The organism is Bacillus sp. FSL H8-0492 (assembly GCF_038006145.1).
Classification (GTDB): domain Bacteria; phylum Bacillota; class Bacilli; order Bacillales; family Bacillaceae_G; genus Bacillus_A; species Bacillus_A mycoides.
Genome location: NZ_JBBOUP010000001.1, coordinates 2,262,523 through 2,288,348, shown reverse-complemented (window position 1 = coordinate 2,288,348; position 25,826 = coordinate 2,262,523). Strand labels below are relative to the sequence as shown.

Here is a 25,826-nt window from a genome sequence, read left to right as displayed (position 1 = left end):
AATGAGGTAGTACAAAACGTATTTCTTCCTTATTATATTTTAAACTCCATACTCTTCTGGTAATATTTACATAAGAGAGGTGAAATAAATGATATTTAATAACAGATTAATGATTCCATCCGCATTACTACTATTAGTTTGCCACATGATCATACTCTACTTTTGGATTTTCGATTGGAAGAAGATAACAACTCCTTACGGTCTAGCTATATGGATTGTTTCTACTGTTTGCGGCTTTTTACTTTATTACCACTTTAAACATCAAAACTCTAATAAAATAGTATTAATCAGTAGTTCATTATTATTAATCGTTTCTTCATCATTTATGACTTTTTTAGGTATTATTACTAGTATTATCTTTGTAACTGTTAGTTCTATGCCTTAAATATACAGTCTTTTATTATGTAAAAAAGAGTGAACAAAATAAAATTACATAGAAATGAAAGAAGATGATTCCCGTATATATTCTTTTAAAATCCAATCTTTATTATAATATTTCGCTTTTCAATTTCTTAATTTTCCAAGAGAGCCTTATAAAGAGATACATCCACATACAACTAACAACCCCCACCATAACTTTCGCCCAAATAGGCACTCTTGATTCTATCGGACTTAAAAATACGTTATACATTGATGGTAATATAGTTGCTAACATAATAACAAAGAATAGTGATAACTCCTTTAGTTTTTGTATCCTCGTCTCCTTTTCTGAATATATATCCGGCAACTCATTTTCCTCTTCTACTTCCTTACAAAAATAATTCCATTTTGTAAAACTCGTTACATGTTTCCAGCCACACATTTCATATAGTTCAATATATTCTTTTTGTTTTTCTTTTGAATCTTTATAATCCAATCTAAAATCCGCTTTATATATTACATCTTTCGGCTCTGTTTTCTTAAACGTATACATCACATTGTATTTTTGTAGTGCCCAGCCTTGTTGATGCATTTTTCTTAAAAAAGCTTCCTCTTTCTCTAAACTCCATGCCGCGAAAAATTTGAGTACCTTCTTTGTCTCCATCTTCCATTCACTCCCCTAATATACTGCTTCCATTTCTTACAGATCTCTGCAGTCTGTTATACTCTAGCTCTAACACTTCTCTCCCAAACGGTGTTAACTCATAGCACTTCTTTCTGTCTGTAGAGGCAACTTCAACAATCAATTTCTCTTTTAATAACTTCGTAGTATTCCCATATAAAGTACCAGGACCGAGCTTTACTTCCCCATTTGTCATCTCTTCTACCATTTGCATAATTCCATAACCATGCATTGGCTTTACAAGTGACAACAATATGTAATATGTCGCCTCAGTTAATGGAATGTATTTTTGCGCTTTCGCATTCATTATAACTACCTCCGATACATCGCTTCATGATATATCGACTCACGATACATCGTATAACGATATTGTATAATCATATTCCCAAATATGCAAGTGTAATATTAAAATTAAATATCCATTTCTTTGAATTAAAAAGTCATATCAATTTTCTGAATAATTTGTTAAAATATAGAAATATCCGCTTTTATTTTGAAAGGAATGATACATATGATAACTAAATTGAAAGAAAACATAGGATCTGTTTTTGTCGGTAAGGAAAATGTAATTGATTTACTCCTCGTTTCACTGCTTGCTGATGGACATGTACTGCTTGAAGACGTACCTGGTACTGGAAAAACATTACTAGCAAAAACAATTTCTAAAAGCATTGGTGGTAATTTTTCTCGCGTTCAATTTACCCCTGATGTACTTCCGAGTGATGTAACAGGTATTGAATATTTCAATCCAAAAACTAGTGAATTCGAATTAAGACTTGGACCAGTTATGACAAATATACTACTCGCAGATGAAATTAACCGCGCGATGCCGAGAACACAATCTAGTTTGTTAGAAGCGATGGAAGAACGACAAGTAACGCTTGAAAAGCAGTCTACTCCTCTTCCGAAACCGTTCTTTGTTATTGCGACGCAAAACCCGATTGAATCACAAGGAACTTTCCCTCTTCCAGATGCACAACTTGATCGCTTTTTAATGACGATTTCAATTGGTTATCCGTCTCCTGACGATGAATTAAAAATGATGCGCCGTTTTCGTAACAATGCACCGTTAGAAAGCGTCACATCTGTCATTTCTTTAGAAGACATTTTAGAAGCACAGAAACAAGTGAAAGAAATTTTCGTATCAGAACCGTTAGAACATTACATTATTAAGCTTGCTCACGCTACAAGAAATCATGATTACATTGCTAACGGTGTAAGCCCGCGTGCTACATTAGCTTTAGTACGTGCCGTTCAAGCACTAGCCTTTTTACGCGGCAGAGAATATTGCATACCTGAAGATATACAATTTTTAGTTCCTTCCGTTTGGAATCACCGTATCGTCTTATCAATGGAAGGTGCCTTACGCACGACAAAAAATGAAATCACGCAAAGGATTTTAAAAGAAGTTGACGTACCTGTGGAGATTGAACAAGCATGAATGGACAGCGCGTTGTAACTGTACCTTTATTTTTTCAACTCCATATTATTCAATTAACTGTGCCAGGCGCTATACTATTTACGTTTTTTCTGCCGCAACGAATTATTATGTTTCTCTTTTTCTTCTACTATTTATTTGCGATTTTCATTTATAAATATGTCGCTTACATAGAGAAAAGATTTCAAGTTATAAATGAAAAACAAACAACTCGGCTTTTCCCTGATGAATCTGGACAGTTTTTTATTCATTTAAAAAATGGTGCAAATATACCACTCGTTAACGGCGTTTGTTATTTTCATTTAAATTCATCTCTTATACCGCATAAGGATCAAGGGATTGAACAAATATCGAAAACGTTATTTTCTTTCCCATTTTCACAACCTGCTCATTCAGCACAAAAATGGGATTTAACATTAACCGCAACGAAGCGTGGTGTGTTTCAAATTGAACAGTTCGAATGTGTTTTAAAAGATCCTTTTCATCTTTTAACTGTACATTTACCTGTTTTCGATAAGTTAAAGACTGAAATTATTGTGTACCCTTCTCCTAAAGAGGTAGCCGGTTTACAAGAACTTCAGCAACTATTAACAGGTTCGTATCGAACGAATTTCTCTTTTTACAATGATGAAACATCCATTATCGGTGTTAAACGATATGAACGCGAATCTTTCCGCTCTATCCATTGGAAAGCATCCGCTAAAATGCAGGCGTTACAAGCGAAGCAATATGAACCAGTAAAAAATTATAGTTGGACGATTTGTCTTTCTTTAGCTGCTGATCGCGGATTCGGCTGGAAAGAAAATATAGAAGACCTTATTTCATTTACAACGTACATTTGTCAATATGCAGCGAAGCATCAAATTCCTTTTGAGTTATTTATTAGTGTTTTAGCAGAAACTGGTGCATTGCATTTACCATTAAACGAAGGACAAACACATTACGCCAAAGCGTTAGAAGAATTAGCACGTATTTCAGATGATAGTACGCTACTTCCGAAACAAGGATTTCTTCATTATGTAACGAGAAAAAGGGAACGCTCATCTACAATGATATACATTGGTTTGCAGAAAAAGGAGCTCCCTCTTCTATCTCAGCCTACGTTCCTCATTAATAATGAAGGGATGGTGGAAAAGCTTGAAAACTTGGCTCTATCACGTTAATGACTTTATTCTGCTCCTCCTCCTTTCGTTATTAACAGAAAGGGACGAACTAGTTGGTATTGCTATATTTTTAGTGACCGGTTATGTAGGAGTATTTTTTATTCATAAATTTATGAATAAAAAAACAACAGGTTTTGTACTACTGTTAGTTATTCAAATAATCGGTTGTTCTTTATTTCTACCTTTCTCTATTTTAGGCACAATATTATTACCACTGTTTTTCTTTATCGTACACTCTGTTGGACCGGGATATCCAGTACAAAAATCGTTAGGCGGTATTGTATGGTTTGTCGTTTCAGCTATATTTTATGCCCCCTTTCCGCCATTGTGGAAATTGTTACTATTAACTTTACACATTATGATTACATTTTGGTTAACAGGTTCCAATCGTAATCAACAGCTATTACGTTTCACTTCTATTATTACGATTGGAATAATTAGCGCTTTACTTATTCCGGTATTTCCTTATATTCGGCTTCTTTTTTCTTATATCATACAAGTAGTTGCCTTAGGATTTGGTTATGCTTTAAATCCATTGTTCTCGGCAGCTGCATTAAAAGATACAGACGACTTTTGGTCGAATAAAGGAAATTTAAAAGATCCTCAAATTAAAGAGGAATTGGGGCAGCGTCCTTTTGATCCAACTCTCATAAATAGCATTACAATAATAGCCTGTACAGCCATCGCTATTTACGTCGTTTGGAAAATAGTAAAAAAACGAAAACATTTAAGTTTACCAAATATGCCTGTCTTTGAATCTACAATCATTACTGATAAAGAAGGCATTAGCCAAAAACGCTTCAAACGAAATAAACCACCAAATAACGAAATTCGGAAAGAAATTTTCAAACTCGAGAGCAAGCTATCTCCTCCTTTAAACCGAGAACGAGGAGAAACTGTTGAAGCTTGGCTAGAAAGAATTAATGATGAAGAAGAGGTAAATATTCAGAGTCATATTATTATAGACGCGTATAATGCAGTTCGTTATTCAAATGGTGAAAACACTGTACTTCTGCATGAATTTAAGGAAGAGGTTCATAAGCTTTATGCGTATCAGAAGAGTTTGAAGAAGAAGAGAAAATGATGTATACAAAAAGACTCCTATTAAACTAGGAGTCTTTTTGTGTAAAAGTCCACGTTGCTTTTCACAAATTATGCTTTTTTTCCTGCTTCAATTTCTAAAGATTCTTCATGCCACCAAAGTGTTTCTTCAGGATCCTCTTTAGCAATTTGATGTGCTTCTTTTTTCGATTCTACAGTAGGATAAGAACCTTTTAGTGCACGTCCTGATGTTGTGACAAACAGTACACTAAACACAATTAATCCAATTACACTTACACCTGTTAAATAAAATGCTGGTGCCAGTGGATTACCAGTAGCATGAACTAAGTATGAACATACAAGCGGCGTTGTACCACCGAATATAGATACAGAAATATTAAAGGAGATAGAAAGCGCACGATAACGTACATCGGTGAAAAAGAGTGCTGGTAATAACGAAGGCAATGTTCCTTCATATACACTAAGGAAGAAACCTAAAATGAAAATACCCGCAAACATAGCTACAATATGTCCGTTACCAATTAATAAAAATGCTGGAATTGAACATAATGCTAAACCGAGTAAACCAATTTGTACTACACGTTTATTACCTACTTTATCACTTAATTTACCGAAATAAAGTGCTAGTGGAATCATAAGTGCCATCGTAATTGAAATAATTAATAAGCCCGTTGTTTCTTTGACTTTTAGTACTTGTGTTAAATAAGAAGGAATATACGAAAGGATCATATAGTTTGTAATGTTAAAGAAGGCAACAATTACTGTGCTTAATAAGAAGTCTTTTTTGTGATATTTTAATATATCCATAAATGAAAATTGTTCGTTGTCTTCAGATTCCTCTTGTGCTTTTTCCATCTCTTGAAAGATTGGAGATTCATCTAAATGACGTCGTAAATATAAACCGACCAAACCAATTGGTGCAGCAATTAAGAAAGGAATACGCCATCCCCAGCTGAGCATTTGCTCATCTGTTAATAATAACGTTAAAATGGTAACAATTACCGAGGCAGCAATGTAACCTGAGAGTGTTCCAATTTCAAGACCACTACCGAGTATACCACGCTTTTTATCTGGAGAAGATTCTGCGATATAAACCATTGCTCCTGAATATTCGCCGCCTGTAGAGAAGCCTTGAATCATTCGAGCAATTAAAAGTAGTATTGGTGCCCATACACCAATTTGTTCATAGGTTGGTAGTAATGCGATGAATAATGTAGAAAGTGCCATTAAAATAATAGTTGTACTTAAAACAATCTTTCGGCCATACTTATCTCCTATTCTACCAAAGAAAATACCTCCGATTGGTCGAACGAGAAAGGCCGCTGCAAATGTACCAAATGTAAGTACAAGTTGCAAACCACTATTATCCACACCTGAGAAGAATAGTTGACTTAATATTACCGCTAAATACGCGTATAATCCAAAGTCAAACCACTCCATTGCATTCCCTATACCAGTAGCAATAACTGCTTTCCTGGCTTGTTTAGGATTGACAATATTAACGTCTTGAGGTTCAAAATTCAAATCATTATTTTGTTGCATATAGTAAAACAGCCCCTTATTTAATTTAACTTCTTTAAGCACACCTTCTCTTACTAGAATAAATTCAATACGAAGCACTTAAGGAAAAGCAACGTCTCCTTATCTGTTATTATTGTTTCACATAATTAATTATTTGTCCAACGAGATGCTTCCTAGATTAAGTAATTTACTATTTTAAAAAGCTGAAGAAGGCGCTATACGAGTACCTTTTTCAGCTTTTTATTTTTATACGTAAATTTATTTTTTTCACCCCTATTTTCTTCCTATTTGAATTAAAAATAAGGTGCTTTTTTATAAAGTTTTTTAAACACTCGCTATAGCTGATAAGCTATGAATACAGGAGATAAACTCATAAATAAATGCATCAATTTCTTCTTTAGTAATTATATATGGAGGAAGTAAACGGATGATGTTCCCTTGTGTAACATCAACTAACATTCCTTTCTCCATTAGCTCCACCTGTAATTTCTTAACATTTTCATTCTTATCATTCAAACTAATTCCAAACATCATTCCAGCATGACGTACTTCCTGAATATAATAAGAATTTTCTTTCTGAATTTCTTGCAATTTATCATTTAGATAGTGTGATGTTTCATACGCTTCTTGCATTAAACCATCGTCAATCAATGTATTTAAAACCGTTAACCCTAAAGCCGTTCCCATTGAAGAATGAGCAAACGTTGTGCCGTGATCTCCTGGTGCAAATACATCACATAACTTTTCACCTACAATAATTCCGCCAAGCGGTATCCCGCCTCCTGCTCCCTTACCAATTTGAATAATATCCGGTGTAATATTGAAATTTTGATAAGCAAATAGTTTACCAGTTCTCCCCATACCACTTTGAACTTCATCAACGATAAGAATGACATTATATTTATTACATAAGTTTTGAACACCATGTAAATATTCACCCGATAAAGGGTATATCCCCCCGCTACCTAATACAGGCTCTAGCATAATCGCAATTGGATTTTCTTTAACAATTGTTTCTTCTAATTGCTCTATATTCTCGCGCTCTACTTCATATACAGGAATCGATGTTTTAGGGAAATTTTGATATACACTTTCTTGTCTCGTAAAATGAAGTGCTCCTAACGTACGCCCGTGGAAACTATTCTTCAGCACTACGATTCCTTCACGTTCCTCATGCGTATTAGCTCTATACTTATCAATTAATTTCAACGTTGTTTCTGTCGCTTCCGTACCTGAGTTTGTAAAAAAGACCTTTCCGTTTTTTAAAGAGCAATCAACTAATTTCTTTGCATACTCAATCGCGACTGGGTTTAAAAAATGAAACGGTAGATGCAGCGATTTCGTAACTTGTTCCATTGTCGTTTGCACAATTTCCGGGTGATTATACCCTAATACGTTTACTCCGACACCAGAAAATAAGTCTACATACTCTTTACCATCCACATCATAAAGCTTGCACCCTTCTCCTCTTTCTATTGCAACCTTCGTACGACAATACGTAGGCATCATATATTCTTTATCCAATTGAAACCAATCCGACATTTTAAATTCCTCCTAGTTATTTTCCCTGTTTATTTATGTTAATTCTCTATAAAGTCATGTATAAATTCATTTTTAAGATTGAAATTTTAATTGTGGTTTTCTAAAACGTGTTATTTCTCTTTCCGATATTCATTTTTTCATAATTTCTTCTATTTCAACAGGTCCACTACATACACGTTTTTTTCATCTAGCGGTCTGTTATAAATTTGAACTTCGTATGTAATACATAATTGAGGCTAAAGAATCATATTTAGTAACAATCAACGAAAAAATTTTGGGGGCTATGTCGATGAATGAAAAACATGATAAACAGAAGGAGTCTTTATTAGGAGAATACTTTAATAGCAATCGAGAACTTACTGAACCAGCTATACTTCACTCTCAAACAGTTGGTTCACGTGGACCTATTTTAAAGCAAGATAATGTACTGCACGAAGCGTTACAAGAATTTATCCATGAAAAAATTTTAGAAAGACCTGTTCATGCAAAAGGATTTGGTGCATTCGGTTATTTTCAAACGATATATCCGATGTCTGAACATACAAAACTAAGCTTTTTACAAAATTCTAATGAGAAAATTCCTGTTATGGTGCGATTTTCATTAGCGGTTAGTACGAAAGGAACACCTGATACTGCTAGAAATGTACGCGGTTTTGCTACAAAATTTTATACAAAAGAAGGCGTATTTGATCTTTTATGTAATCACCTTCCTGTCTTTTCTGTTCGTGATCCGATGCGTTTCCCTGAAACTATTAATGCGTTGTTGCCTTCACCTAAAAATAACTTAATAGACCCTGATAGATTTTGGAGTTTTGTCGCTAGAGCACCCGAATCCATTCACTTTGTTGTCCGTTTATACTCTGATGCTGGTACGGCAAAAAGTCTTCGCCACATTCCAGGACATAGTGTAAATACATATGTTTGGAGAAATGCTCAAGGTTATCGAAAGTACGTAAAGTATCATTGGTATCCATTTGAAGGTGTGCAATTCATTACTAGTGAGGAAGCAAATAAACTAGCTGCCGAAAACCCTGATTATAGCGGGAAAGATTTATACGATGCAATTGAGGCTGGTAAAGCAGTGGAATATGGTTTATATGTCCAGCTCATGGATCCTAAAGATGAAACACACCTTTCTTATGACCCTTTAGATGATACAAAAGTATGGGATGAAAAGGAGTATCCTCTTATACCAGTAGGCAAAATGGTATTAAATAAAAATCCTGAAAACTATAAAGAACAAGTAGAAAAAGTCGCTTTCTCCCCTTCTAATTTACTAGACGGTGCAGAACTATCAGATGATAAAATGCTACAAGGTCGCGCTAACATTTATAGTGATTCTCAAAGAAGAAGAATTGGACCTGAATTTCGTAAAATAGCGATCAACCAACAGCAAAATTGGACACCTGCTAATCAAACAACTAGCGGTGACGGAAGATACGTTGAAGGAAAGCTTGAAAGAACTTCCATAACTAAGCAAGACGATTTTGTGCAGCCTGGTGAATATTATGCGAAGTTATCACAAATCGAAAAAGAACATCTTGCTGAAAACTTAGCTAGTGATTTGAAAGTTATCTCCGATGATATAAGAAAGGTAGTTTTAGGGTATTTCCATGAAGTGTCAGATGATTTGGCAAAGAGGATTGAGAGTGCGATGCAAAGGCTTTAAGAATATAAAAAAACGTCATTTTTAATGATTAAAATGACGTTTTTTATGGCGAACTTATTTGTGATTTCTATGATAAATTCAGGCTATCATGTGAAGATTTTGTGTATGTCGGAATTACTGGTGCAGGTGTATCTCCTCGATTTGCATATTGAATAAAGTCTCTTGCTGGTGCAGGTGTATCTCCTCGATTTGCATATTGAATAAAGTCTCTTGCTGGTGCAGGTGTATCTCCTCGATTTGCATATTGAATAAATTGGGACCCACCAAAAGCGACTGTTCCAATAAATACAATGCCCATTAAAAACATTTTGACTTTTTTTATCATTTTAATGCCCCTTTTTCCATTGATTTTTTTTGTGACACTGTACTTTGATAAAAATATTCACTAGCTTTTCGATAATTATTTTCTTCATGAAATCTTATTGCAAGTTTTTCAGTATATTCATAAACAGCATCTAATAGATTATTCTGTTCAAAATATTGAATACCTTCAATTACAACCTTCTCTAGTTCATTTGTATTTGATAATTTATTCATTTGTTCAAGGATTAAAAATCTATGGAGGTATTCTTTATTATCAATTTCCTTACTGACATTTATTCCGCGATTAATAAGCTCTTCTGCACGCAGAGTTTCTCCCAACTTAAAGTGTGCTTCAGCCTCTGAAAAAAGTGCACGTACATGATTAGCTATTTTACTGTTTACTTCTGACAAATGACGAATTGCAGATGATAATAGATTTTGATTTTCATATAACCAACCTATATTGCTTCGAACACGTAGTAATAATTCTTCTCGAGACTCTCTTCGCAAAATATCAATAGCAGCATCGAAACTTTCTTCTGCTAAATTATATTGCCTTAAATCTATACAGGATAACCCATAAACGTTTTCACACAACGCAACAAGTACATTATATTCATTATGTTTTAACAATATATCTTTGGCCTCAGTTACTTTCTCGATCGCAAGTAGAGGTTGGTAAGTTTGATACAAGTATGTCCCTTGTCTATACATAAACTCAGCTTTCTCTAATTCATTTAAATCACTCGTTATGAATTCTTCAGCTTGTTCAAAATGTATTTTCGCATCATTATAGTCACTTAATATCGTTCTATGTATTCCTTTAAAGAAGTGATAATAAAATTGAATAGAATTAGATGCAGGTAAATTCATTGAATCGATATGATCAAATGAGCGCTTATTAATTGAAAGCCCATCTGTAAGCACTTGATATCTAAAATTAAATAATTCCAAATAAAATCTTTGATCCAAATTTAGTTCATTTTCATTAGTTCTTTTATTTATTTCTGTTTTTATTTGTAATGCTTCGTTTATGTTACATCTTATAATATTTTCATACCATACCTTTAATAAACTATTAATTCCCTCATTTGTATTTGTCATCACACTCTTCCCCCTCTTTCTTGTATAATAACTATATTTTATCTCAACCTAATACTAAGCGACTTATATAACAATTGATAAATATAATTTAGAAAATTCAGTTAATTAAACTTTGAAATTCTGTTTAAAACAAAGACAAGCAACCATATTTACAAAACTAATATGATTGCTTGCTTTTTATCATTTATTAACAAAAACTATTCCCTTCAAGGTTTTCATTACATCATTTTATATTATGATATTCATTTCTCTTTTTCAGATAATCTTTTTCACATTGTAACGGCTTGTATTCCACGATTTTCCCTTGCTTCTTTTTCGTTTCAGTAACAATCCATTCCCCTTTTTCAAGGTTTAAGCGTTTCATTACATTAGTATCGTCAATTTCTTTATAAAGTAAAAATGCTTCTTGCGCCCTCACAAACAACCTAGGCTCTCCTCTATATCCACCACTATCATAAATTTTAGTTAGCGAATTATAATAAGAATCATCAACCCGCCCACCATACATCAAATGCGCAGCCTCTAGGTCTCTTTTACTAACTTCCCAAAAACTATTTTCATCAATCTTTAAATCAAATGTAGATATAATGTCCTTCATAATGTTTTTCACATACTTTTCATCACGAATTTTACTTTCTTCCAGACAATCCGAAGACAACCTTGGTGCATTTGACTGAGAATGTACCACATGCTGTATAGATACGCACAAAATAAATACACTTAAAACATACAATAGTTTTTTCATATTTAAGTATCACCTCAAATGATTTAGATACTATATTATTTGAGGCTTAGGATATTCTTATGCTAAGAATGAGAAAGGTCCTATAAAATAGACTTTTTATAGGACCTTTGCTTTTAATATTGATTTATCAGTTTCATCGGCGAAGCAAGTACCTTACTACTTTTCACATCATATAATCCTATAGGCGTTACTCGTATAAAAGGCAAGTGCGTCGCAGAAAAGAATAAAATCGTAAATGCCGGATCGTCATACGCGTAGCCACGCTCTTGTAGCAATTTCACCATCTGTTTTTCTTCCTGTATTAATTCACTCATTTTTAAATTAGACATAATCCCGAGCAATGGTAATGCTATTTCGTGTAATACTTCATTCTTTTCAGCTATTACCATTCCCCCGCCAAGCTCTTTTACCCTATGAAAAGCTGTAAGCATATCTTCTTTACTCTTTCCAATGAGGATGATGTCACCTGTACCGGAATAGGAGCTAACAAGGCCTCCTAATTTATTTGCAAAGCCTTTTACAACTGTATTCACTCGCCACGTCCCGTCACGAGCAATCATCATAAGGAAACACTCATCATGATCTAGAGAAAGTTCCTCATCGTTTAAGTCGATTTCAGTTACATATGGTTTTGAAATAACATCATTTAATAATTTTATACCTGTTGTTTCAGAAAAAATCATATCTTCTTTCTTTAAAGACCAGTCTAATGATAATGGAGTTACTTTGAATTTACTCCAGTCTATATGTAATGATGCATTTTTGTTTATTCCGTCACGCTTCATCCACTTACCCTTTGCAATTACACTTATTGGAATCGGGTTTTCTTTACTTTCCAAAATATTAATATTTGCAATTCTTCCCGTCGCAATCGCGCCGTGTAAATGCTCCATATTATAATAACGAGCAATGTTATAGCTTGCCATATTATAGGCATCAATTACTGGTATTCCTTGCTTTATCGCGATTTCTATCATCCTATTCGTCATTCCGTTTTCATAAAATGACGGATGTGAACCATCTGTTGTGAACATGAATCTATCAAAGTGCTTGACACCTAATTCCAGCAATTCTTTCAGTAAAACTTCTAAATCTGGACGGATAGAAGAGTTTCTAAGAGTAACGGTGTAACCTTGCATAAGGCGTGTTAATGCTTCCTGTCCTGTCATCGCTTCATAATCGCAATCAGTACCTAGTAACTTTAACTTCGCTAACGTTGATTCAGACGCACCGGGAAAATGACCTTCTACTTTTTTCTGTAAGCGCTTTGTTTCCTGTACCCAATTTAACATCTCATCATCGCCATTTAATAGTTTTGGCCATGCTGTTAACTCGCCACCCTGAAGAACATCTTCATGCTTCAGCCACTCCATTATTTCTTCACTATTAAATAAAGATTCCCCATTTTGTAGTTCAGTCTGTCCATCGAAACGACACCACCAATACATACTTGCCGGAATCTTTTCAAATTCATCTAATAAACGAAATGCTTCTTCACGTTGTAACGTGAAAAATAAAGTTAAATTATCATTAATAAAAGTTGTTGTCCCAAATTGCATCGCATAATTCGCTAAAGTTTCTGGATTATACAATTGATATGGATGTGCATGCGGTTCAATGTAACTAGGAACTACATACTTTCCATCACAATCAATCACTTCACATTCATGTAGTTGCTCTGGTAGTTTTTCTCCTACATATATAATGCGGTCATCATAGATCCAAATATTTGCTTGCACCCACTCGCGCATATAAGAATTTAAATATGTTGCATTCTTGAATAAAATGTGCGGACTTCTTTTGCCATCTATTACTTCAACATGTTCTCGTAATTGTGTGTTACTCCATCTAAACTGATTTTGTCCCAATGTATTTCACTCCAAATCAATTTACTTTTATTTATTAAAATAAAAACAATTAACTAACTAAAGTATTCTCCATTCATTACTCCCCTGTATATCCCCTATACCCTTTATTATATGTAATAATTATAAAAATAACAATTTTCAAAATTCGTAATATATCTCTTTGATCCAAAATAAAAAAGATATCATGCAACTGACATCTTTTTTATACTAGACTATAAGATTGAATTACACTTGTATCCGTATTTATGTTCTACATATACTTGATTGCTGCCATACCATGAATGCTAATACTGTCCTTATTTGCGAAATTAAAAAGCATCTCTTTTATTTACAACTAAAGCAGTATTCCATTCGCTTTCTTTTCATCTATTTCTTAAATTCAATTTGCATCATTTTATTAAACTGTGTAAAAACATCCATCGCACCTAAAGAGTTAATATTGACAGCTAATGTATGTTTGCCTCCCATTACTCCGCCAACAAAAGTTGTAAATCCAGGAATTGCCCCTCCGTGACCCCAAACTGAAACACCGTTTGGAAGTTTAGTCTCATAGATCCCAAGGCCATATCCATCACCAACACCTTTTCCTTCTATAGGAACTGTAGTAAGCATTTCTTTTAGCTCGCGTTCTTTCAGTAACTTACCACCAAGTAAAAATGAAAAGAATTTATTTAGATCGTCCGCATTAGAAATCATATCTCCAGCTGAATTAGCTAAACTCGGATTATAATACGTCATATCTTTCAACTCACTTGTTTCATCAATTTTCATATACCCTCGGGCATGATTCTTACCTGGAATTACGGGTGAATTCCCTGGTAAAAACGTATTTGACAGATCCAAAGGCTCAATAATTCGCTTTTCAATTTCTTCCGCATAACTATTTCCAGTTATTTTTTCAATAAGCATTCCCAATATTACATATCCTGTGTTTGAATACAACCATCCCTTACCTGGTGAAAAATCTGGAGGTAGAGAAAGTCCTATTTTCACTATTTCTTCTGCTGTATACGTTTTTTTCGAATTCATAATATCAGCGTCTTTTGACTTTAAGTATTCAGCTATACCACTCGTATGATTCAAAAGTTGACGTATCGTAATTTGATTGCCATCATACCCATTACCTTGAATGAGGCCCGGTAGCCACTTTTCAATTGGATCGTCAAGTTGTATGCGATTTTCTCCTACTAATTGAAGAACAGTCGTGGCAGTAAAAGTCTTCGTCACACTACCAATCCGAAAGCGATATTCCGATTTTATCGATTTCTTTGTACTTAAATCCGCCACGCCAGCTGTATAACTACTAGTTTTTCCGTTGTTAGACGTCTTCGCTAATATTCCTGGGGTTCCAAGCTGAACTGTTTCCTGCATTACTTGTTTCCAACCATTTCGGTTCTTTTGATCATGTGCTTCTGACGGACTAGAAATATTTTGAGCTGACTCTGCTTTCACAGTAAAACCTGGTGTGAATAGAGTAGTACCCGCTAATAAAACTGCTAAACTTGCTAACTTAATTGAATTACATTTTTTCATAAGGCTCCCTCTTCTCTATTAATATCGGATTAATTCAAGTTATACTTTAATCCTATATGATAAAACTCTCTTTTTTCTTATCCATTCCTTACGAAATACTTACGTTCAAATTTTGATACGATAAACTGAGAAAGAGCTATGCATGAAAATAAAAAGGGCATATAAAATAAGGACAGCCACTTAACTGCCCTTATTTTCATTTCACCTCGTCTTTATTATTTTTAAGATGATTCATTAATTGTGTTCGTTTCAAAGGTACATATATGTTTGTTCCAGTAACATATCTTTTTCCCAATCGAATTATCTTATAAATTTAAGGAGTTCATATTAAGATTAACAATAAAAAAGAACGTGTTTTCAATTTATCAAAACACGTTCTCTTACATACTTAAAACCCTATATCAACTTTTTATTTCATTCACTTCTTTAAACTACTAATCTTTATTCACTTTTACCATCCTGCACTAGCATTCATACCATTTCCAATAATAGTAAGAAATAGTGGCCACAATACTGGTCCTAACGTAAGAAGTAAATTTAGAAGTATAAGTAATCTATATACCCCGGGGAAATTTTGATCTTTACGATTTACAAATACTAAAATAACTAATAATATTATGGTCGTTAAAAATAAAAGTAGAATTAGCAGCCAATACCAAACCATTAAACTGAGACTCCATGGTGTTAATAGCTCGTGTATTATACCAAATATGATTCCTAATACTCCAAAACTAAAGGTAGTAACTGTTGATTTTATAAGCACTATATTTAATGTTTTTTCATATGTATTTTTACAATATAAATCTATTAAAGTGCATAAAGAGAAATATGCCATTAATACACCTATCCAAGACAATAACCAGTCTCCGCCTCCTCTAAATAACATGAACAGCAACCAACACATCCCTACTGCAGAAAAAGCAAAGGAAATAAGTATGCTTTTCAATACCGGTTTCATTATATTTTCACACCCTTAAAAATAAATTATAAGTTTTTACTAAACTCATGTAATTTTTTATTAACATGCTACCCATTAATCGTTTAGCTCTAACGCATCCTTTTTTCATTCTATATTAATAAAACAAAGATACACTCATGAACAATTAAAGAAGCAATACTCTACAAAGAGTTCCATATAGCTTGTATATTCTTTTTCCATTGGTAGAGATATTAAAAAATTAAGTATACATTAACATGCAATTAAATATAAGTAAATAAAAAAGATGACCTCAGCATACGCCAAAGTCATCTTCTATAACCATATTATTTTACTAGTTCACCGCTATAAACCTTTATATCAAGCGGAGCAGTTAAAAACTGTGATGCTTTACTAACGAAAGATGTGAAGTGTTCACTCGTATTATGATTCGCAACTGCTGTTTCATCTTTCCATACTTCTACCATCGTATAAACACTTTCTTTTTCAGTATCTTTATATAAATCGTAAGATACATTTCCACTTTCTTCTCTTGAACCATGAAGTAATGGCTGAATTTCTTCTAAAAATGATTGTTGTTTTGCTGGATCTACTTGAAATATTGCGTGAATAATAATCATGGTGTGTCCCCTCTCATATCTCACTTATTTCTGTTTTTTATAAAATTACTTCCACTCAGCAACTTTTTCAATTGGAAGACGTACTGATGGATAACCACTGTCAGCAGCTTTTCCGATTGAAATTAACATTACTGGTACGTGACGCTCTTTATCTAATCCGAATGCTTCTGCGATTTGGTCTTTTTCAAATCCACCAATTGGACAAGTGTCATAGCCGTGAGCACGAGCTGCTAACATAAATTGCATCGCTACAAGACCACCGTCAATTAGTACTGTATCTTTCATTACTTCTGGCGTAACCATTGAGAAGTAGCCTGAAAGTTTTTGCATTTGATCTTCTTTTACTTCAGCTGGCATTAAACCGCGCTCAACTGCTGTACCGTAAATTTCTTCTGCGTTATCAAAGTTGTTTAAGTCACCAAATACAGCAATCATCGCTGAAGATGTTTCTACTTGAGATTGATTGAATTTTGCAAGTGGAGCCAGTGTTGCTTTTGCTTCGTCACTTTCAATAACAAGGAATCTCCATGGTTGCATGTTTACTGAAGATGGTGCAAGTGTTGCTTCTGTAAGAATTTCAGTCATTTCTTCTTTGCTAATTTTTACAGCTGGATCATATTTACGAATTGAACGGCGTCCTGTTAAAATTTCATTAAAGTCATTTGTTTTTAGTAAGTTTGTCATAGTTGTATTCTCCCTTTTTTATAATTCTTTTATGTTTTCTTGAATGCGGTCTAACATCGTTAAAAGATTGTCGCGTTCTTCTTCACTTAATCCTTTAAATGCTGAAGTAGCGAAACGCTCTTTTTCCTCTTGATACACTTGAATTTTATTTCGCCCCTCTTCTGTAAGAGAAACTAACGTAATTCTGTTATCATCTGGATTTTTACGTCTTGTAATCATTCCGTTTGCTTCCAGCTGTTTTAAATGCCTTGTAATCGCGGCATTATCAATATTCACTTCTTGCTGAAGTGCTTTTTGACTAATTTCATCTACTTCATATAACTGAAGTATGAGCTCTAATCTAGACTGACTCATACCCGTACACCCTTCAAACTTCGAACTTACTTCTTTATTGAGGAAGTGTAATTTATATAAAATTATTGCTTCTTTTGAGCATGAACTTGTCAAATTATCCCTCCTTTACATCCAAAGCAAAAACGTTTGATGCATCAATAGTTGATATGTCAATTAATATAATCTATATCGATTTAGAATGCAAGCATTTTGTTTTCATTTTATTTTTTCCAAATTAAGGCGCTTTGTAGCGTTACAAAAAATGTAAATTACATTATAATAGTAATAATTTAAATGACTGGAGAGTGATTGTAATGCGGCAATACACAAATAGAAATGAGGAAATGAAAATGGAAAATGAAATGAGGATATTTATATATGACAACAATAAATATAGGGATTGTCGCGCACGTAGACGCTGGCAAGACGAGTTTGACTGAGCGTATTCTTTATGAAACGAATGTGATTAAAGAAGTTGGCCGAGTAGATAGTGGTAATACGCAAACTGACTCAATGGAATTAGAAAGACAACGCGGAATTACAATTAAAACATCTGTCGTTTCTTTCTTTATTGATGATTTAAAAGTAAATGTTATTGATACACCCGGACACGCTGATTTTATCGCTGAAGTGGAGCGATCATTCCGCGTTTTAGACGGTGCGATTTTAGTTATCTCTGCCGTTGAAGGTGTGCAAGCACAAACGAAGATTTTAATGCGGACATTACAGAAATTAAACATACCTACTATATTATTTGTTAATAAAATAGACCGTAGTGGCGCAAATACTGAAAAAGTTGTGAAACAAATAAAAGTAATCCTTTCAAATGACGCATTCCCCTTCTACTCTGTAGAGAACGAAGGAACAAAGAAAGCTCATATTATTGAATATAAATCATATGACGATTGTATTGAACTATTAGCGCCATATAAGGAATCATTGCTTGCATCCTATGTAAATAACGAAATAATACCGGATACACTATTAAGAAAAGAACTAGAAAAACAAGTGCAACAAGCAAATGTGTTCCCCATCTTTTTTGGTTCAGCAATGACAGGTGTAGGTGTAACTGAACTACTTGAAAATATTTCAGCGCTAATTCCAGTTAATAAACCGGTGCAAGATAAAACATTATCCGGTGTTGTTTTTAAAATTGAACGTGAACCTTCTGGTGAAAAGATTGCTTACGTAAGAGTTTTTTCAGGTAGTTTACACGTTAGAAAATATGTTGATATACAGCGTGGAGAGTCTCTACCACATAAGGAAAAGATTAAAAAAATGTGCATGTTTCATAATGGAGATGCCGTTCAATCTTCTACTGTTCATAGCGGAGAGTTTTGCAAAGTATGGGGACTTACGAATATCAAAATTGGTGATATTATCGGTGAGTGGACGGATTATATAAAAGATATTCACTTTGCCGAACCGCAAATGGAAGCTGCTATTGAAGCAGTGCCTAAAGAACGAATTCATGATTTATACGCTGCACTTATGGAGCTATGCGAAGAAGATCCTCTCATTAAGGTTTGGAAAGACAATGTTCATAATGAACTATACATTCGCCTTTTCGGTGAAGTGCAAAAAGAAGTTATTGAAACAACACTTTATGAAAAATACCGTCTACAAGTTACCTTTTCAAACACGCGAGTTGTATGTATTGAAAAACCAATTGACTTAGGGAATAGCGTTGAAGTAATGAGTGAAAAAGAAAATCCTTTTTACGCAACAATTGGGTTCAAAGTTGAACGTGGCGCGCTTAACTCTGGCATAACGTATAACTTAGGTGTTGAACTTGGATCACTGCCTTTAGCATTTCATAAAGCGATTGAAGATACAGTATTTCAAACGTTAAAACAAGGTTTATTTGGATGGGAAGTTACGGACATTATCGTCACATTAACACATACCGGCTATGCCAGTCCTGTTACAACAGCGAGTGACTTTAGAAATTTAACACCGCTCGTATTAATGGATGCTTTAAAACAAGCCAAAACATGTGTATATGAGCCATTAAACGAATTTGAATTAACTGTACCAGAGCACGCAATTAGTACCGCAATGTATAAACTAGCTGCTATCCCAGCAACTTTTGCAGAGCCTACGTTGCATAATGATTCTTACCATTTAACAGGATCATTACCTGTTGCAAAAACAGAGGATTTTAAACGAATGCTCCATTCATTTACTGAAGGAGAAGGTATCTTTATAACAAAGCCAACTGGTTTCACAAAACTTACGGCTCCCTTTCCTACTCGAAAACGTGTTGACTTTAATCCGCTAAATCGGAGGGATTATTTTCTTCGTGTTTTGAAGGCTTATTAAATAAAAAAGAGGTGCCATTCGCACCTCTTTTTGCATGTATTGATAGGTTAGTTTTTCCTAACAACTTCTTTAAGTTTTTCTATTATTTTTGCTATCGCTTCGATCGAATTCTCGGTTTCAAATTCTCCAACATTTACAGAATGGTTAGCATTTTTGACAACTTCAATCTGTAAATTCGTTTTATGTAACTGATTTATTTGATTTGCATTATATTGATGATCTTTATCTCCAATTACTAAAAGCCCTTCGTGATGACTATGTAAGATCGAATCAAAAATCGAATCAAACGTCAGTAAAGGTGTAAGTAATAACATCTTTGACTGTAAGTATTCCTCTCTCTTCATTAAATCATTTGCAATCGGGATTGTTCCGAGTGATTTCCCTAAAAACATCGAATTGCTATATTGCCCACTTTTTAATACTTCATTTATTATAGGATTAATATCATCCATCATTATTTTCGTTATTTCTTCCATTGGTTTATTCAATACCTGTTCGTCGTAAGAATAATGAATATGTACTACATCTATTTTATTTTCAAGCATAAGCATCGTTGCATAGTAAAATAACGGTTTATCATAATTGTAACCTGAACCTGAAAACATAAAGCACACCGTTTTACAACCTTTTTCGATATGTGTGTAACGAATGGCTTTATCATCTATATGTATCTCTTTTTTAGTCCCCTTCAACGTTTCCCCCTCCGGACATGTTTACTTTTGTAAAACGATATGTTCTGTATGAACTGATATATCCTTTACTTTCTCTTTTATAAACGCTGGCTGTAAGTTATATGCATCTAACTCTTCTACCGGCACCCACTTAAACATGTATGTTCTACCCTCTTCATTCAGAATATATTGGTCGGCTCCATTCGCGGGTAATTCATGCAGCTCTACTTCATAGTAAAAGCTAATTTCATGAAACTTTCGCTCAGAAAGTGTAAAGAAATTTTCTACTGACCATATTAACCTCTTTACTTCAATTGGAACAGCTAGTTCTTCTGCAAGCTCTCGTTTTAACGCATCTTCACTATTTTCTAGTATTTTCACGCGCCCGCCCGGTACATACCAAAAATCTTCACCGTCACCTTGCAAAATAAGTATTTTATTACCCTGTTTACAAATTGCTCCGACTCGGTAATTAAAACATGTTTCCTCTACTTTAAACGTAAGATCCACACCGAATTCCCCCTATATATTATTTAAATATCGAATCATTACAAAACTATTATGTATGTGCTGTACAAATAAGATTACTAAATTTTTCTATTTCATTCAATAATTTTCGAACTTTCCGAAAACTAACCTCATCTTTTTGTCATTACAGGTGTTTATACATATGTTACAATCACAAGGCACACTAGAAAAGCAATATGGGGGTACGAATGGAAACGTTATTAATCCAGCAAACTGAGAAATCAAATAAGTTTTGGAAAATCGTTGTGAAAGAAAAAGACTACGTTGTGTTTTACGGAAAAATTGGCACAGCTGGTAGTGTGAAAGCGAAAGAGTTTGAAACAGAAGAAGAATGTATAAAAGAAGCTAACAAACTAATCGCTTCCAAACGAAAAAAGGGATATACAGACCCGTGCCTTGGGGAAGATTACATAAAAGAAAAAACGATGACAGAAGAAGAATTTTGGGAACTGCTCGCTCGTGCAAAAACGAAAGGCGAAGATCAAGAAGAACAAATAGAATGGCTTACTTCTCATCTCGCTAAGCGTACAGTACACGAAATTGTAGCTTTTGATACGCATATGCATCGCATATTAAAATCTTCCTATACGTCTCGTTTATGGGCAGCTGCCTATATTATTTTAGGCGGTTGCTCGGATGATTCTTTTGATTACTTCCGCGGATGGTTATTGTTCCAAGGAAAAGAAGTTTATGAAGCGTGTATTGAAGATCCAGAACGATTAATTTCTGTGTTAGAAAATTTGAGTGAGGATGATGTTCCTGAAATTGAAGAACTTTCTTTATATTTCGGTTACACTGTATATGTAGAAAAAACTGGAGATGAAGAGGATACTTACTTCACACTTTATCATGTTTTATCCAATGAAAAATTCGACGAGGTAGATTTTGAGTTTGACTGGGATGAAGATGACGAAGAAGGATTGAAAAATATGTTTCCTAAGTTATGGGAAATGTACGGAGAAGATCCGATTGATTGGTAAATGAATATTAGGACTCTGTTTAACCAATAGACAGAGTCCTTTTTTCATAGGATTCTTATTTAACCTCTCTTTATTTCATACCACTTATCTAACAGCACCTTTTCTCTTTCAATTGAAATACCTGCCTTTAATTCCCTATGTTTCGTTTCTTTCATCCACTCATACACGTCTGTAACAGTATCTTCTAAACTTCTAAAAGTAAGACCCTCTTTAACTGCGCTCTCTATATTAATAGAGAATCCACCTTTCCACGGATCTGTTTCACCTTCTAATGAAAAAGTTTCGGGAAGCCATAATGGCATTTCCGTCCATGGCTGTACTTTATTCTCATTCATAAATGATTCATCGATCCAAACGAATTCAGCATCGCTATTCGTAACCTTTTTACTCATATTTAATAGCTCTTCCATCGTCAGCTCATCTTTCGGACCCGTTACATTAAATGTACCTACTTTATTGTTTTCTGCCATGTTTAGTCCAAAGCTTGCGACGTCATTTATATCAACGAACTGCACTGGACGGTCTTTCCTTCCTGGAACTAACACTTTTCCTCCCTTTTCTACACGCCCAATCCAGTATGGAAGCCGATCTGTATAATCAAACATTCCTGAAAGAAGTCCTGCTCTTACGTGTAAAACACGACCCGGCCAATAATTCTCTGCTTCTTTTTCACATAATACTTTAAGCGCACCGTAATACTCATAAGGAGATATTTCACCATTCTCTACAGCTTTTACCTTATCACTTGGTGGTTCAGGTAGTAATTTATAATCTTCTTTTATGTGATGCGGGATCCAATCTTTATATACGGAAAGGCTTGAGATGAATGTATAATGCTTTATATTATCTTTAAGTACTTCTCCTACATTCCTAATGTGGTGAGGAGAAAATCCACACGTATCTATGACCAAATCCCATTTTCGATTTTCTAAACTTGAAACATCATCATTTCTGTCACCGATTAACTGCTCTACTTCAGGAAAAATTTCTTTATTTGTTCCACGGTTGAATAATGTAACTTCATGCCCTCTTTTTACAGCCTCTTCTACAAAAGCTCTTCCTAAAAAACGTGTACCGCCCAGTATTAGAATCTTCATTCTTTTTCCCCCATTCAATCAAGCGCATGATTAAAAACCTTTTCTTTTGTTTAACGATTTTCCCTTGTAAAAAGTTACGGGTATTTTTCATTTTTTTCTATAGTTAATATAACGTCATCCAAATTTGCAACTTGTGACATAACTTTTTATCGAATTCGACAGTAATGAAGACGATAAAGAGGGGTTGAAAAATATTTCAACTAAGTCATAGTGATAAGTACACATCTACGAAAATACTTATTTATACGAGCAATGCTCCTGCCCAATTGACAGGAGCATTGTTTTTTCAGCCTCTATTTACTTTTATATACTTGAATTGAAATTATAGAAATTAAACTGAGCAACCCCATAAATAAACAAGTCGCGCCTAGAATTGTATAAGAATTTCCGTATCCTTGTAATAAAGCTAAATACGTACTTGTATCCATATGACCGCCCTGCTCTGCAACAGATTCACTTGTTGCCTTACTCCCCATTTCTGGTGCATTTATTAGTACATACACACCGATAATAGCTACTAAAGCTGAAATGATTTCTACAACATTAGACTTTGTCATCATACCCTCACCTTTCAAACAACGCCTTTTATCCATCTAGTGAAATCTCTTTCTATCTCTTACTATACTAGCAAAAAAAGGGATATAATTTAATCCCCTTCTCTATTACTAGAATCAACAATATGAAAATATTCATTCTGTCTATTTCCATTTCATATATAATTAAAATATCCAATATTTGATTAACAAATTATACGTACTTAGGTAGGTGATAAATATTAATAAAAACATAGTTTATCATTCAACATTTTACATTTATTCTCTCACATCGTTCTTTTATATCTTTTTGCTAAACATAGAAAATGGTCGTAGTTATTTGGGTTTCACGATGGTTGTTCCGTTGTTAGCCGTTATTTTATATCAAAAAGCATATAAGAAACAAGAAATTTTCCATACATTTGGCATTTCACGTCCAACATTAAAACCACTAATTTTCTCCATTTTATTCCCACTACTTCTAGGTCTATTTCTCCATTTCTATTTTTATATTTATAATATAAAGTTCTTATTTAATCACTGCAATGAATTGGGATTTCTCCTACTCATTGGTCTTACAATTGCAGCTTTGTCTGCATTTTTAGAGGAAATTATTTGGCGTGGGAATCTTCATTACTATTTACGAAAAAAATATTCATTAATACAAACCGCAATAATTACAGCTTCACTTTGGTCTTTATGGCATTTACCAGTAGCACTCTTTTATAAAAACTATGAGTTATGGTTTGTAGGAATATTAAGTTATCTATCGTTATTATTTATATTATCTATAATTTTGACGTACACGAGAGAGTACGGTCGTTCTGTACTACCACCCGCAATTTTACATGGTATGTTTAATGTATTTTTTTAACAGATGGATTGCAAAACAAGTGGGATGCCAGCCTAATGGCGTTAATTAAATTTATCTTTTTAGCAATTGCGCTCTGCATTATGTATCTTATACATCGAAAAGTTAAAAAATAGTTAACAATTAAAAAAAGTGTTCCAGTTTAATGTACCTTAATTAGCTCATTAAGTACTTCAACACCTTTCAATTATTCAATAATCGTATAGGTGTTGAAGTTTTCTAATTTTAATTGAACGACTCCGTTCTCACAGCACTTATTTCAATTATGTAGAACATAGCAAGTATAACTATTTCTCCTATTGTAACTTTTGTAAAACTTTTAAATAAGGAAATATACACTCTTTGATTAATCTCCATCTATCCTGTGCTTCCGGTATAATCTCAGATGCAATCACCACCACCAATTCCTTCTCCGGAATACAACAAATCATATTCCCACCATCGCCCATTGCACAGTATGAATAGACACCTTCTTCTTCTCGTAACCACCATAAGTAACCGTATTGATTTGAATTCATCGCTATTGATTCTTGTACCCACGATTTTGAAAGAATTTCCTTTCCATTATGAATACCTTCATTCAAATACATCTGTCCAAACTTAGCCATATCTTTAACTGTTAACGTTAGTCCCCAGCCGCCCGTCGAAATACCATTTGGATCGTGAACCCATCCTTTCACATCTTTTCCGAATAAGTCATCGAATTCAAAAGATTTCATATTGTAGTTTGGAATTTCTCTCATGCCAAGCGGCTGAAATAAGTATTCATTCGCAAATTCACGCGCACTTTTTCCTGTTGCGCTCGTAATAATTGCTGATAATAAATGAGCTCCTGCAGATGAATATTTAAAAAATCCAATTTCTCCGCCTTTCCCTACCCTATTTAACGTATACTGCACCCAATCCTTTTGTGTGCATAATTCTTCTAACGGTTCCTGCCAATCTACGAAAGGATGTGGCGCTGTCATCGTAAGAAGGTGTCGTACTGTTATTTCAGATGAATTACAATTATATTCTGGGAAAAATTCTATTACTTTTTGATCAACGCTTTTTATATACCCTTTATTTACACATACCCCAATTAACGCGGAGATTATCGTTTTTGTTACTGATGCTACATGACATGCATCATCTGGACCGTAACCATTATAATAATTTTCAAAAGTAACATTACCTTTTTGTACAACTAATACACCATTTATATTTTTATAGTTTTCTTTTATAATCCAATCTAACTGTTCAGCAGTCTTCATCATTCTT

25 protein-coding genes and 1 pseudogene are annotated in these 25,826 nt (G+C 34.0%); 8 read left to right on the top strand and 18 right to left on the bottom strand.

Going from position 1 to position 25,826, the window contains the following annotated elements:
• Positions 1–88 precede the first annotated feature (88 nt).
• Positions 89–385, top strand: a complete 297-nt coding sequence (locus tag MHH66_RS11675; protein WP_078184927.1) for a hypothetical protein — start codon at positions 89–91, stop codon at positions 383–385.
• Between the two features lie 102 nt (positions 386–487).
• On the opposite strand, the gene MHH66_RS11670 is transcribed toward MHH66_RS11675, so the two are convergent.
• Both MHH66_RS11670 and MHH66_RS11665 read right to left on the bottom strand, forming a co-directional pair.
• A complete protein-coding gene (locus tag MHH66_RS11670) occupies positions 488–1,024 on the bottom strand; it encodes a DUF2812 domain-containing protein (RefSeq protein ID WP_002032894.1) in 537 nt (178 codons plus the stop codon).
• A gap of 7 nt (positions 1,025–1,031) precedes the next feature.
• Positions 1,032–1,349 carry a PadR family transcriptional regulator gene (locus MHH66_RS11665; protein WP_002142294.1) on the bottom strand — a complete coding sequence of 106 codons (318 nt, stop codon included), beginning with the start codon at positions 1,347–1,349 and terminating at the stop codon, positions 1,032–1,034.
• Between the two features lie 204 nt (positions 1,350–1,553).
• Here MHH66_RS11665 and MHH66_RS11660 point away from each other — a divergent pair, with 204 nt between their 5' ends.
• Genes MHH66_RS11660 through MHH66_RS11650 form a run of 3 tightly spaced genes read left to right on the top strand, consistent with a single transcriptional unit; the run spans position 1,554 to position 4,727 of the window.
• Complete coding sequence (locus MHH66_RS11660; protein ID WP_002168124.1) at positions 1,554–2,483, top strand: AAA family ATPase; 930 nt, start codon at positions 1,554–1,556, stop codon at positions 2,481–2,483.
• A complete protein-coding gene (locus MHH66_RS11655; RefSeq protein WP_078184926.1) occupies positions 2,480–3,643 on the top strand; it encodes a DUF58 domain-containing protein in 1,164 nt (387 codons plus the stop codon). Before MHH66_RS11660 ends, MHH66_RS11655 begins: the two co-directional genes overlap by 4 nt.
• On the top strand, positions 3,618–4,727 hold the full coding sequence (locus MHH66_RS11650; RefSeq protein WP_063218325.1) for a DUF4018 domain-containing protein: 1,110 nt from the start codon (positions 3,618–3,620) through the stop codon (positions 4,725–4,727). Before MHH66_RS11655 ends, MHH66_RS11650 begins: the two co-directional genes overlap by 26 nt.
• A gap of 68 nt (positions 4,728–4,795) precedes the next feature.
• Here the strand turns inward: MHH66_RS11650 and MHH66_RS11645 are convergent, their stop codons facing one another.
• On the bottom strand, positions 4,796–6,247 hold the full coding sequence (locus MHH66_RS11645; protein ID WP_002084815.1) for an MFS transporter: 1,452 nt from the start codon (positions 6,245–6,247) through the stop codon (positions 4,796–4,798).
• A 303-nt stretch (positions 6,248–6,550) separates the two neighbouring features.
• On the bottom strand, positions 6,551–7,768 hold the full coding sequence (locus MHH66_RS11640) for an aspartate aminotransferase family protein (protein WP_078184925.1): 1,218 nt from the start codon (positions 7,766–7,768) through the stop codon (positions 6,551–6,553).
• Positions 7,769–8,057: 289 nt separating this feature from the next.
• Between MHH66_RS11640 and MHH66_RS11635 the strand changes: the two genes are divergently transcribed.
• Positions 8,058–9,437 (top strand): catalase, encoded by a 1,380-nt coding sequence (locus MHH66_RS11635; RefSeq protein ID WP_078184924.1) that lies wholly within the window; start codon positions 8,058–8,060, stop codon positions 9,435–9,437.
• A gap of 67 nt (positions 9,438–9,504) precedes the next feature.
• Here the strand turns inward: MHH66_RS11635 and MHH66_RS11630 are convergent, their stop codons facing one another.
• The 9 genes from MHH66_RS11630 to MHH66_RS11590 all read right to left on the bottom strand — a co-directional run bounded on the left by MHH66_RS11630 (position 9,505) and on the right by MHH66_RS11590 (position 17,678).
• Positions 9,505–9,762 carry a hypothetical protein gene (locus MHH66_RS11630; RefSeq protein WP_078184923.1) on the bottom strand — a complete coding sequence of 86 codons (258 nt, stop codon included), beginning with the start codon at positions 9,760–9,762 and terminating at the stop codon, positions 9,505–9,507.
• Positions 9,759–10,844, bottom strand: coding sequence for a response regulator aspartate phosphatase (locus MHH66_RS11625; RefSeq protein WP_078184922.1), 1,086 nt, complete (start codon positions 10,842–10,844; stop codon positions 9,759–9,761). Before MHH66_RS11625 ends, MHH66_RS11630 begins: the two co-directional genes overlap by 4 nt.
• A gap of 223 nt (positions 10,845–11,067) precedes the next feature.
• Complete coding sequence (locus MHH66_RS11620) at positions 11,068–11,589, bottom strand: hypothetical protein (RefSeq protein WP_002168119.1); 522 nt, start codon at positions 11,587–11,589, stop codon at positions 11,068–11,070.
• 113 nt (positions 11,590–11,702) lie between these two features.
• Positions 11,703–13,457, bottom strand: a complete 1,755-nt coding sequence (locus tag MHH66_RS11615) for an adenine deaminase C-terminal domain-containing protein (protein ID WP_078184921.1) — start codon at positions 13,455–13,457, stop codon at positions 11,703–11,705.
• A 366-nt stretch (positions 13,458–13,823) separates the two neighbouring features.
• The gene (locus tag MHH66_RS11610) at positions 13,824–14,990 is read right to left on the bottom strand and encodes a serine hydrolase domain-containing protein (protein ID WP_078184920.1); all 1,167 of its coding nucleotides are present in this window, start codon (positions 14,988–14,990) and stop codon (positions 13,824–13,826) included.
• Positions 14,991–15,441: 451 nt separating this feature from the next.
• On the bottom strand, positions 15,442–15,948 hold the full coding sequence (locus MHH66_RS11605) for a DUF3902 family protein (RefSeq protein WP_078184919.1): 507 nt from the start codon (positions 15,946–15,948) through the stop codon (positions 15,442–15,444).
• 305 nt (positions 15,949–16,253) lie between these two features.
• Positions 16,254–16,547, bottom strand: a complete 294-nt coding sequence (locus tag MHH66_RS11600) for a putative quinol monooxygenase (protein WP_002013557.1) — start codon at positions 16,545–16,547, stop codon at positions 16,254–16,256.
• Positions 16,548–16,592: 45 nt separating this feature from the next.
• A complete protein-coding gene (locus MHH66_RS11595; RefSeq protein ID WP_078184918.1) occupies positions 16,593–17,231 on the bottom strand; it encodes a nitroreductase family protein in 639 nt (212 codons plus the stop codon).
• A gap of 18 nt (positions 17,232–17,249) precedes the next feature.
• Positions 17,250–17,678: a MarR family winged helix-turn-helix transcriptional regulator gene (locus tag MHH66_RS11590; protein WP_000204168.1), complete on the bottom strand. Its 429-nt coding sequence runs from the start codon at positions 17,676–17,678 to the stop codon at positions 17,250–17,252.
• 264 nt (positions 17,679–17,942) lie between these two features.
• On the opposite strand from MHH66_RS11590, the gene MHH66_RS11585 reads away from it, so the two are divergent.
• Positions 17,943–19,886 (top strand): elongation factor G, encoded by a 1,944-nt coding sequence (locus MHH66_RS11585; protein ID WP_078184917.1) that lies wholly within the window; start codon positions 17,943–17,945, stop codon positions 19,884–19,886.
• A gap of 47 nt (positions 19,887–19,933) precedes the next feature.
• Here the strand turns inward: MHH66_RS11585 and MHH66_RS11580 are convergent, their stop codons facing one another.
• Positions 19,934–20,578 (bottom strand): alpha/beta hydrolase, encoded by a 645-nt coding sequence (locus MHH66_RS11580; RefSeq protein WP_078184916.1) that lies wholly within the window; start codon positions 20,576–20,578, stop codon positions 19,934–19,936.
• Between the two features lie 21 nt (positions 20,579–20,599).
• The gene (locus MHH66_RS11575; protein WP_078184915.1) at positions 20,600–21,067 is read right to left on the bottom strand and encodes an NUDIX hydrolase; all 468 of its coding nucleotides are present in this window, start codon (positions 21,065–21,067) and stop codon (positions 20,600–20,602) included.
• Between the two features lie 206 nt (positions 21,068–21,273).
• On the opposite strand from MHH66_RS11575, the gene MHH66_RS11570 reads away from it, so the two are divergent.
• Positions 21,274–22,065 (top strand): DUF4240 domain-containing protein, encoded by a 792-nt coding sequence (locus MHH66_RS11570; RefSeq protein WP_063218356.1) that lies wholly within the window; start codon positions 21,274–21,276, stop codon positions 22,063–22,065.
• A gap of 59 nt (positions 22,066–22,124) precedes the next feature.
• Here MHH66_RS11570 and MHH66_RS11565 read toward each other — a convergent pair whose 3' ends face one another.
• Both MHH66_RS11565 and MHH66_RS11560 read right to left on the bottom strand, forming a co-directional pair.
• Positions 22,125–23,162 carry an SDR family oxidoreductase gene (locus MHH66_RS11565; RefSeq protein WP_078184914.1) on the bottom strand — a complete coding sequence of 346 codons (1,038 nt, stop codon included), beginning with the start codon at positions 23,160–23,162 and terminating at the stop codon, positions 22,125–22,127.
• 293 nt (positions 23,163–23,455) lie between these two features.
• Entirely contained in the window at positions 23,456–23,755 is a 300-nt protein-coding gene (locus tag MHH66_RS11560; RefSeq protein WP_000361375.1) for a hypothetical protein, read from the bottom strand.
• A 172-nt stretch (positions 23,756–23,927) separates the two neighbouring features.
• Here MHH66_RS11560 and MHH66_RS11555 point away from each other — a divergent pair.
• Positions 23,928–24,682 (top strand): annotated as a pseudogene (locus MHH66_RS11555) (CPBP family intramembrane glutamic endopeptidase).
• A 180-nt stretch (positions 24,683–24,862) separates the two neighbouring features.
• On the opposite strand, the gene MHH66_RS11550 reads toward MHH66_RS11555, so the two are convergent.
• Positions 24,863–25,819 carry a serine hydrolase domain-containing protein gene (locus tag MHH66_RS11550; protein WP_002168114.1) on the bottom strand — a complete coding sequence of 319 codons (957 nt, stop codon included), beginning with the start codon at positions 25,817–25,819 and terminating at the stop codon, positions 24,863–24,865.
• Positions 25,820–25,826: the final 7 nt, after the last annotated feature.

Coding starts and splice junctions, on each gene's coding strand:
- MHH66_RS11675 (WP_078184927.1), top strand. CDS start 89: ATGATATTTAATAACAGATTAATGATTCCATCCGCATTACTACTATTA.
- MHH66_RS11655 (WP_078184926.1), top strand. CDS start 2,480: ATGAATGGACAGCGCGTTGTAACTGTACCTTTATTTTTTCAACTCCAT.
- MHH66_RS11600 (WP_002013557.1), bottom strand. CDS start 16,547: ATGATTATTATTCACGCAATATTTCAAGTAGATCCAGCAAAACAACAA.
- MHH66_RS11670 (WP_002032894.1), bottom strand. CDS start 1,024: ATGGAGACAAAGAAGGTACTCAAATTTTTCGCGGCATGGAGTTTAGAG.
- MHH66_RS11550 (WP_002168114.1), bottom strand. CDS start 25,819: ATGAAGACTGCTGAACAGTTAGATTGGATTATAAAAGAAAACTATAAA.
- MHH66_RS11605 (WP_078184919.1), bottom strand. CDS start 15,948: ATGAAACCGGTATTGAAAAGCATACTTATTTCCTTTGCTTTTTCTGCA.
- MHH66_RS11620 (WP_002168119.1), bottom strand. CDS start 11,589: ATGAAAAAACTATTGTATGTTTTAAGTGTATTTATTTTGTGCGTATCT.
- MHH66_RS11660 (WP_002168124.1), top strand. CDS start 1,554: ATGATAACTAAATTGAAAGAAAACATAGGATCTGTTTTTGTCGGTAAG.
- MHH66_RS11570 (WP_063218356.1), top strand. CDS start 21,274: ATGGAAACGTTATTAATCCAGCAAACTGAGAAATCAAATAAGTTTTGG.
- MHH66_RS11665 (WP_002142294.1), bottom strand. CDS start 1,349: ATGAATGCGAAAGCGCAAAAATACATTCCATTAACTGAGGCGACATAT.
- MHH66_RS11585 (WP_078184917.1), top strand. CDS start 17,943: ATGACAACAATAAATATAGGGATTGTCGCGCACGTAGACGCTGGCAAG.
- MHH66_RS11565 (WP_078184914.1), bottom strand. CDS start 23,162: ATGAAGATTCTAATACTGGGCGGTACACGTTTTTTAGGAAGAGCTTTT.
- MHH66_RS11595 (WP_078184918.1), bottom strand. CDS start 17,231: ATGACAAACTTACTAAAAACAAATGACTTTAATGAAATTTTAACAGGA.
- MHH66_RS11635 (WP_078184924.1), top strand. CDS start 8,058: ATGAATGAAAAACATGATAAACAGAAGGAGTCTTTATTAGGAGAATAC.
- MHH66_RS11630 (WP_078184923.1), bottom strand. CDS start 9,762: ATGATAAAAAAAGTCAAAATGTTTTTAATGGGCATTGTATTTATTGGA.
- MHH66_RS11560 (WP_000361375.1), bottom strand. CDS start 23,755: ATGGATAAAAGGCGTTGTTTGAAAGGTGAGGGTATGATGACAAAGTCT.
- MHH66_RS11625 (WP_078184922.1), bottom strand. CDS start 10,844: ATGACAAATACAAATGAGGGAATTAATAGTTTATTAAAGGTATGGTAT.
- MHH66_RS11640 (WP_078184925.1), bottom strand. CDS start 7,768: ATGTCGGATTGGTTTCAATTGGATAAAGAATATATGATGCCTACGTAT.
- MHH66_RS11610 (WP_078184920.1), bottom strand. CDS start 14,990: ATGAAAAAATGTAATTCAATTAAGTTAGCAAGTTTAGCAGTTTTATTA.
- MHH66_RS11645 (WP_002084815.1), bottom strand. CDS start 6,247: ATGCAACAAAATAATGATTTGAATTTTGAACCTCAAGACGTTAATATT.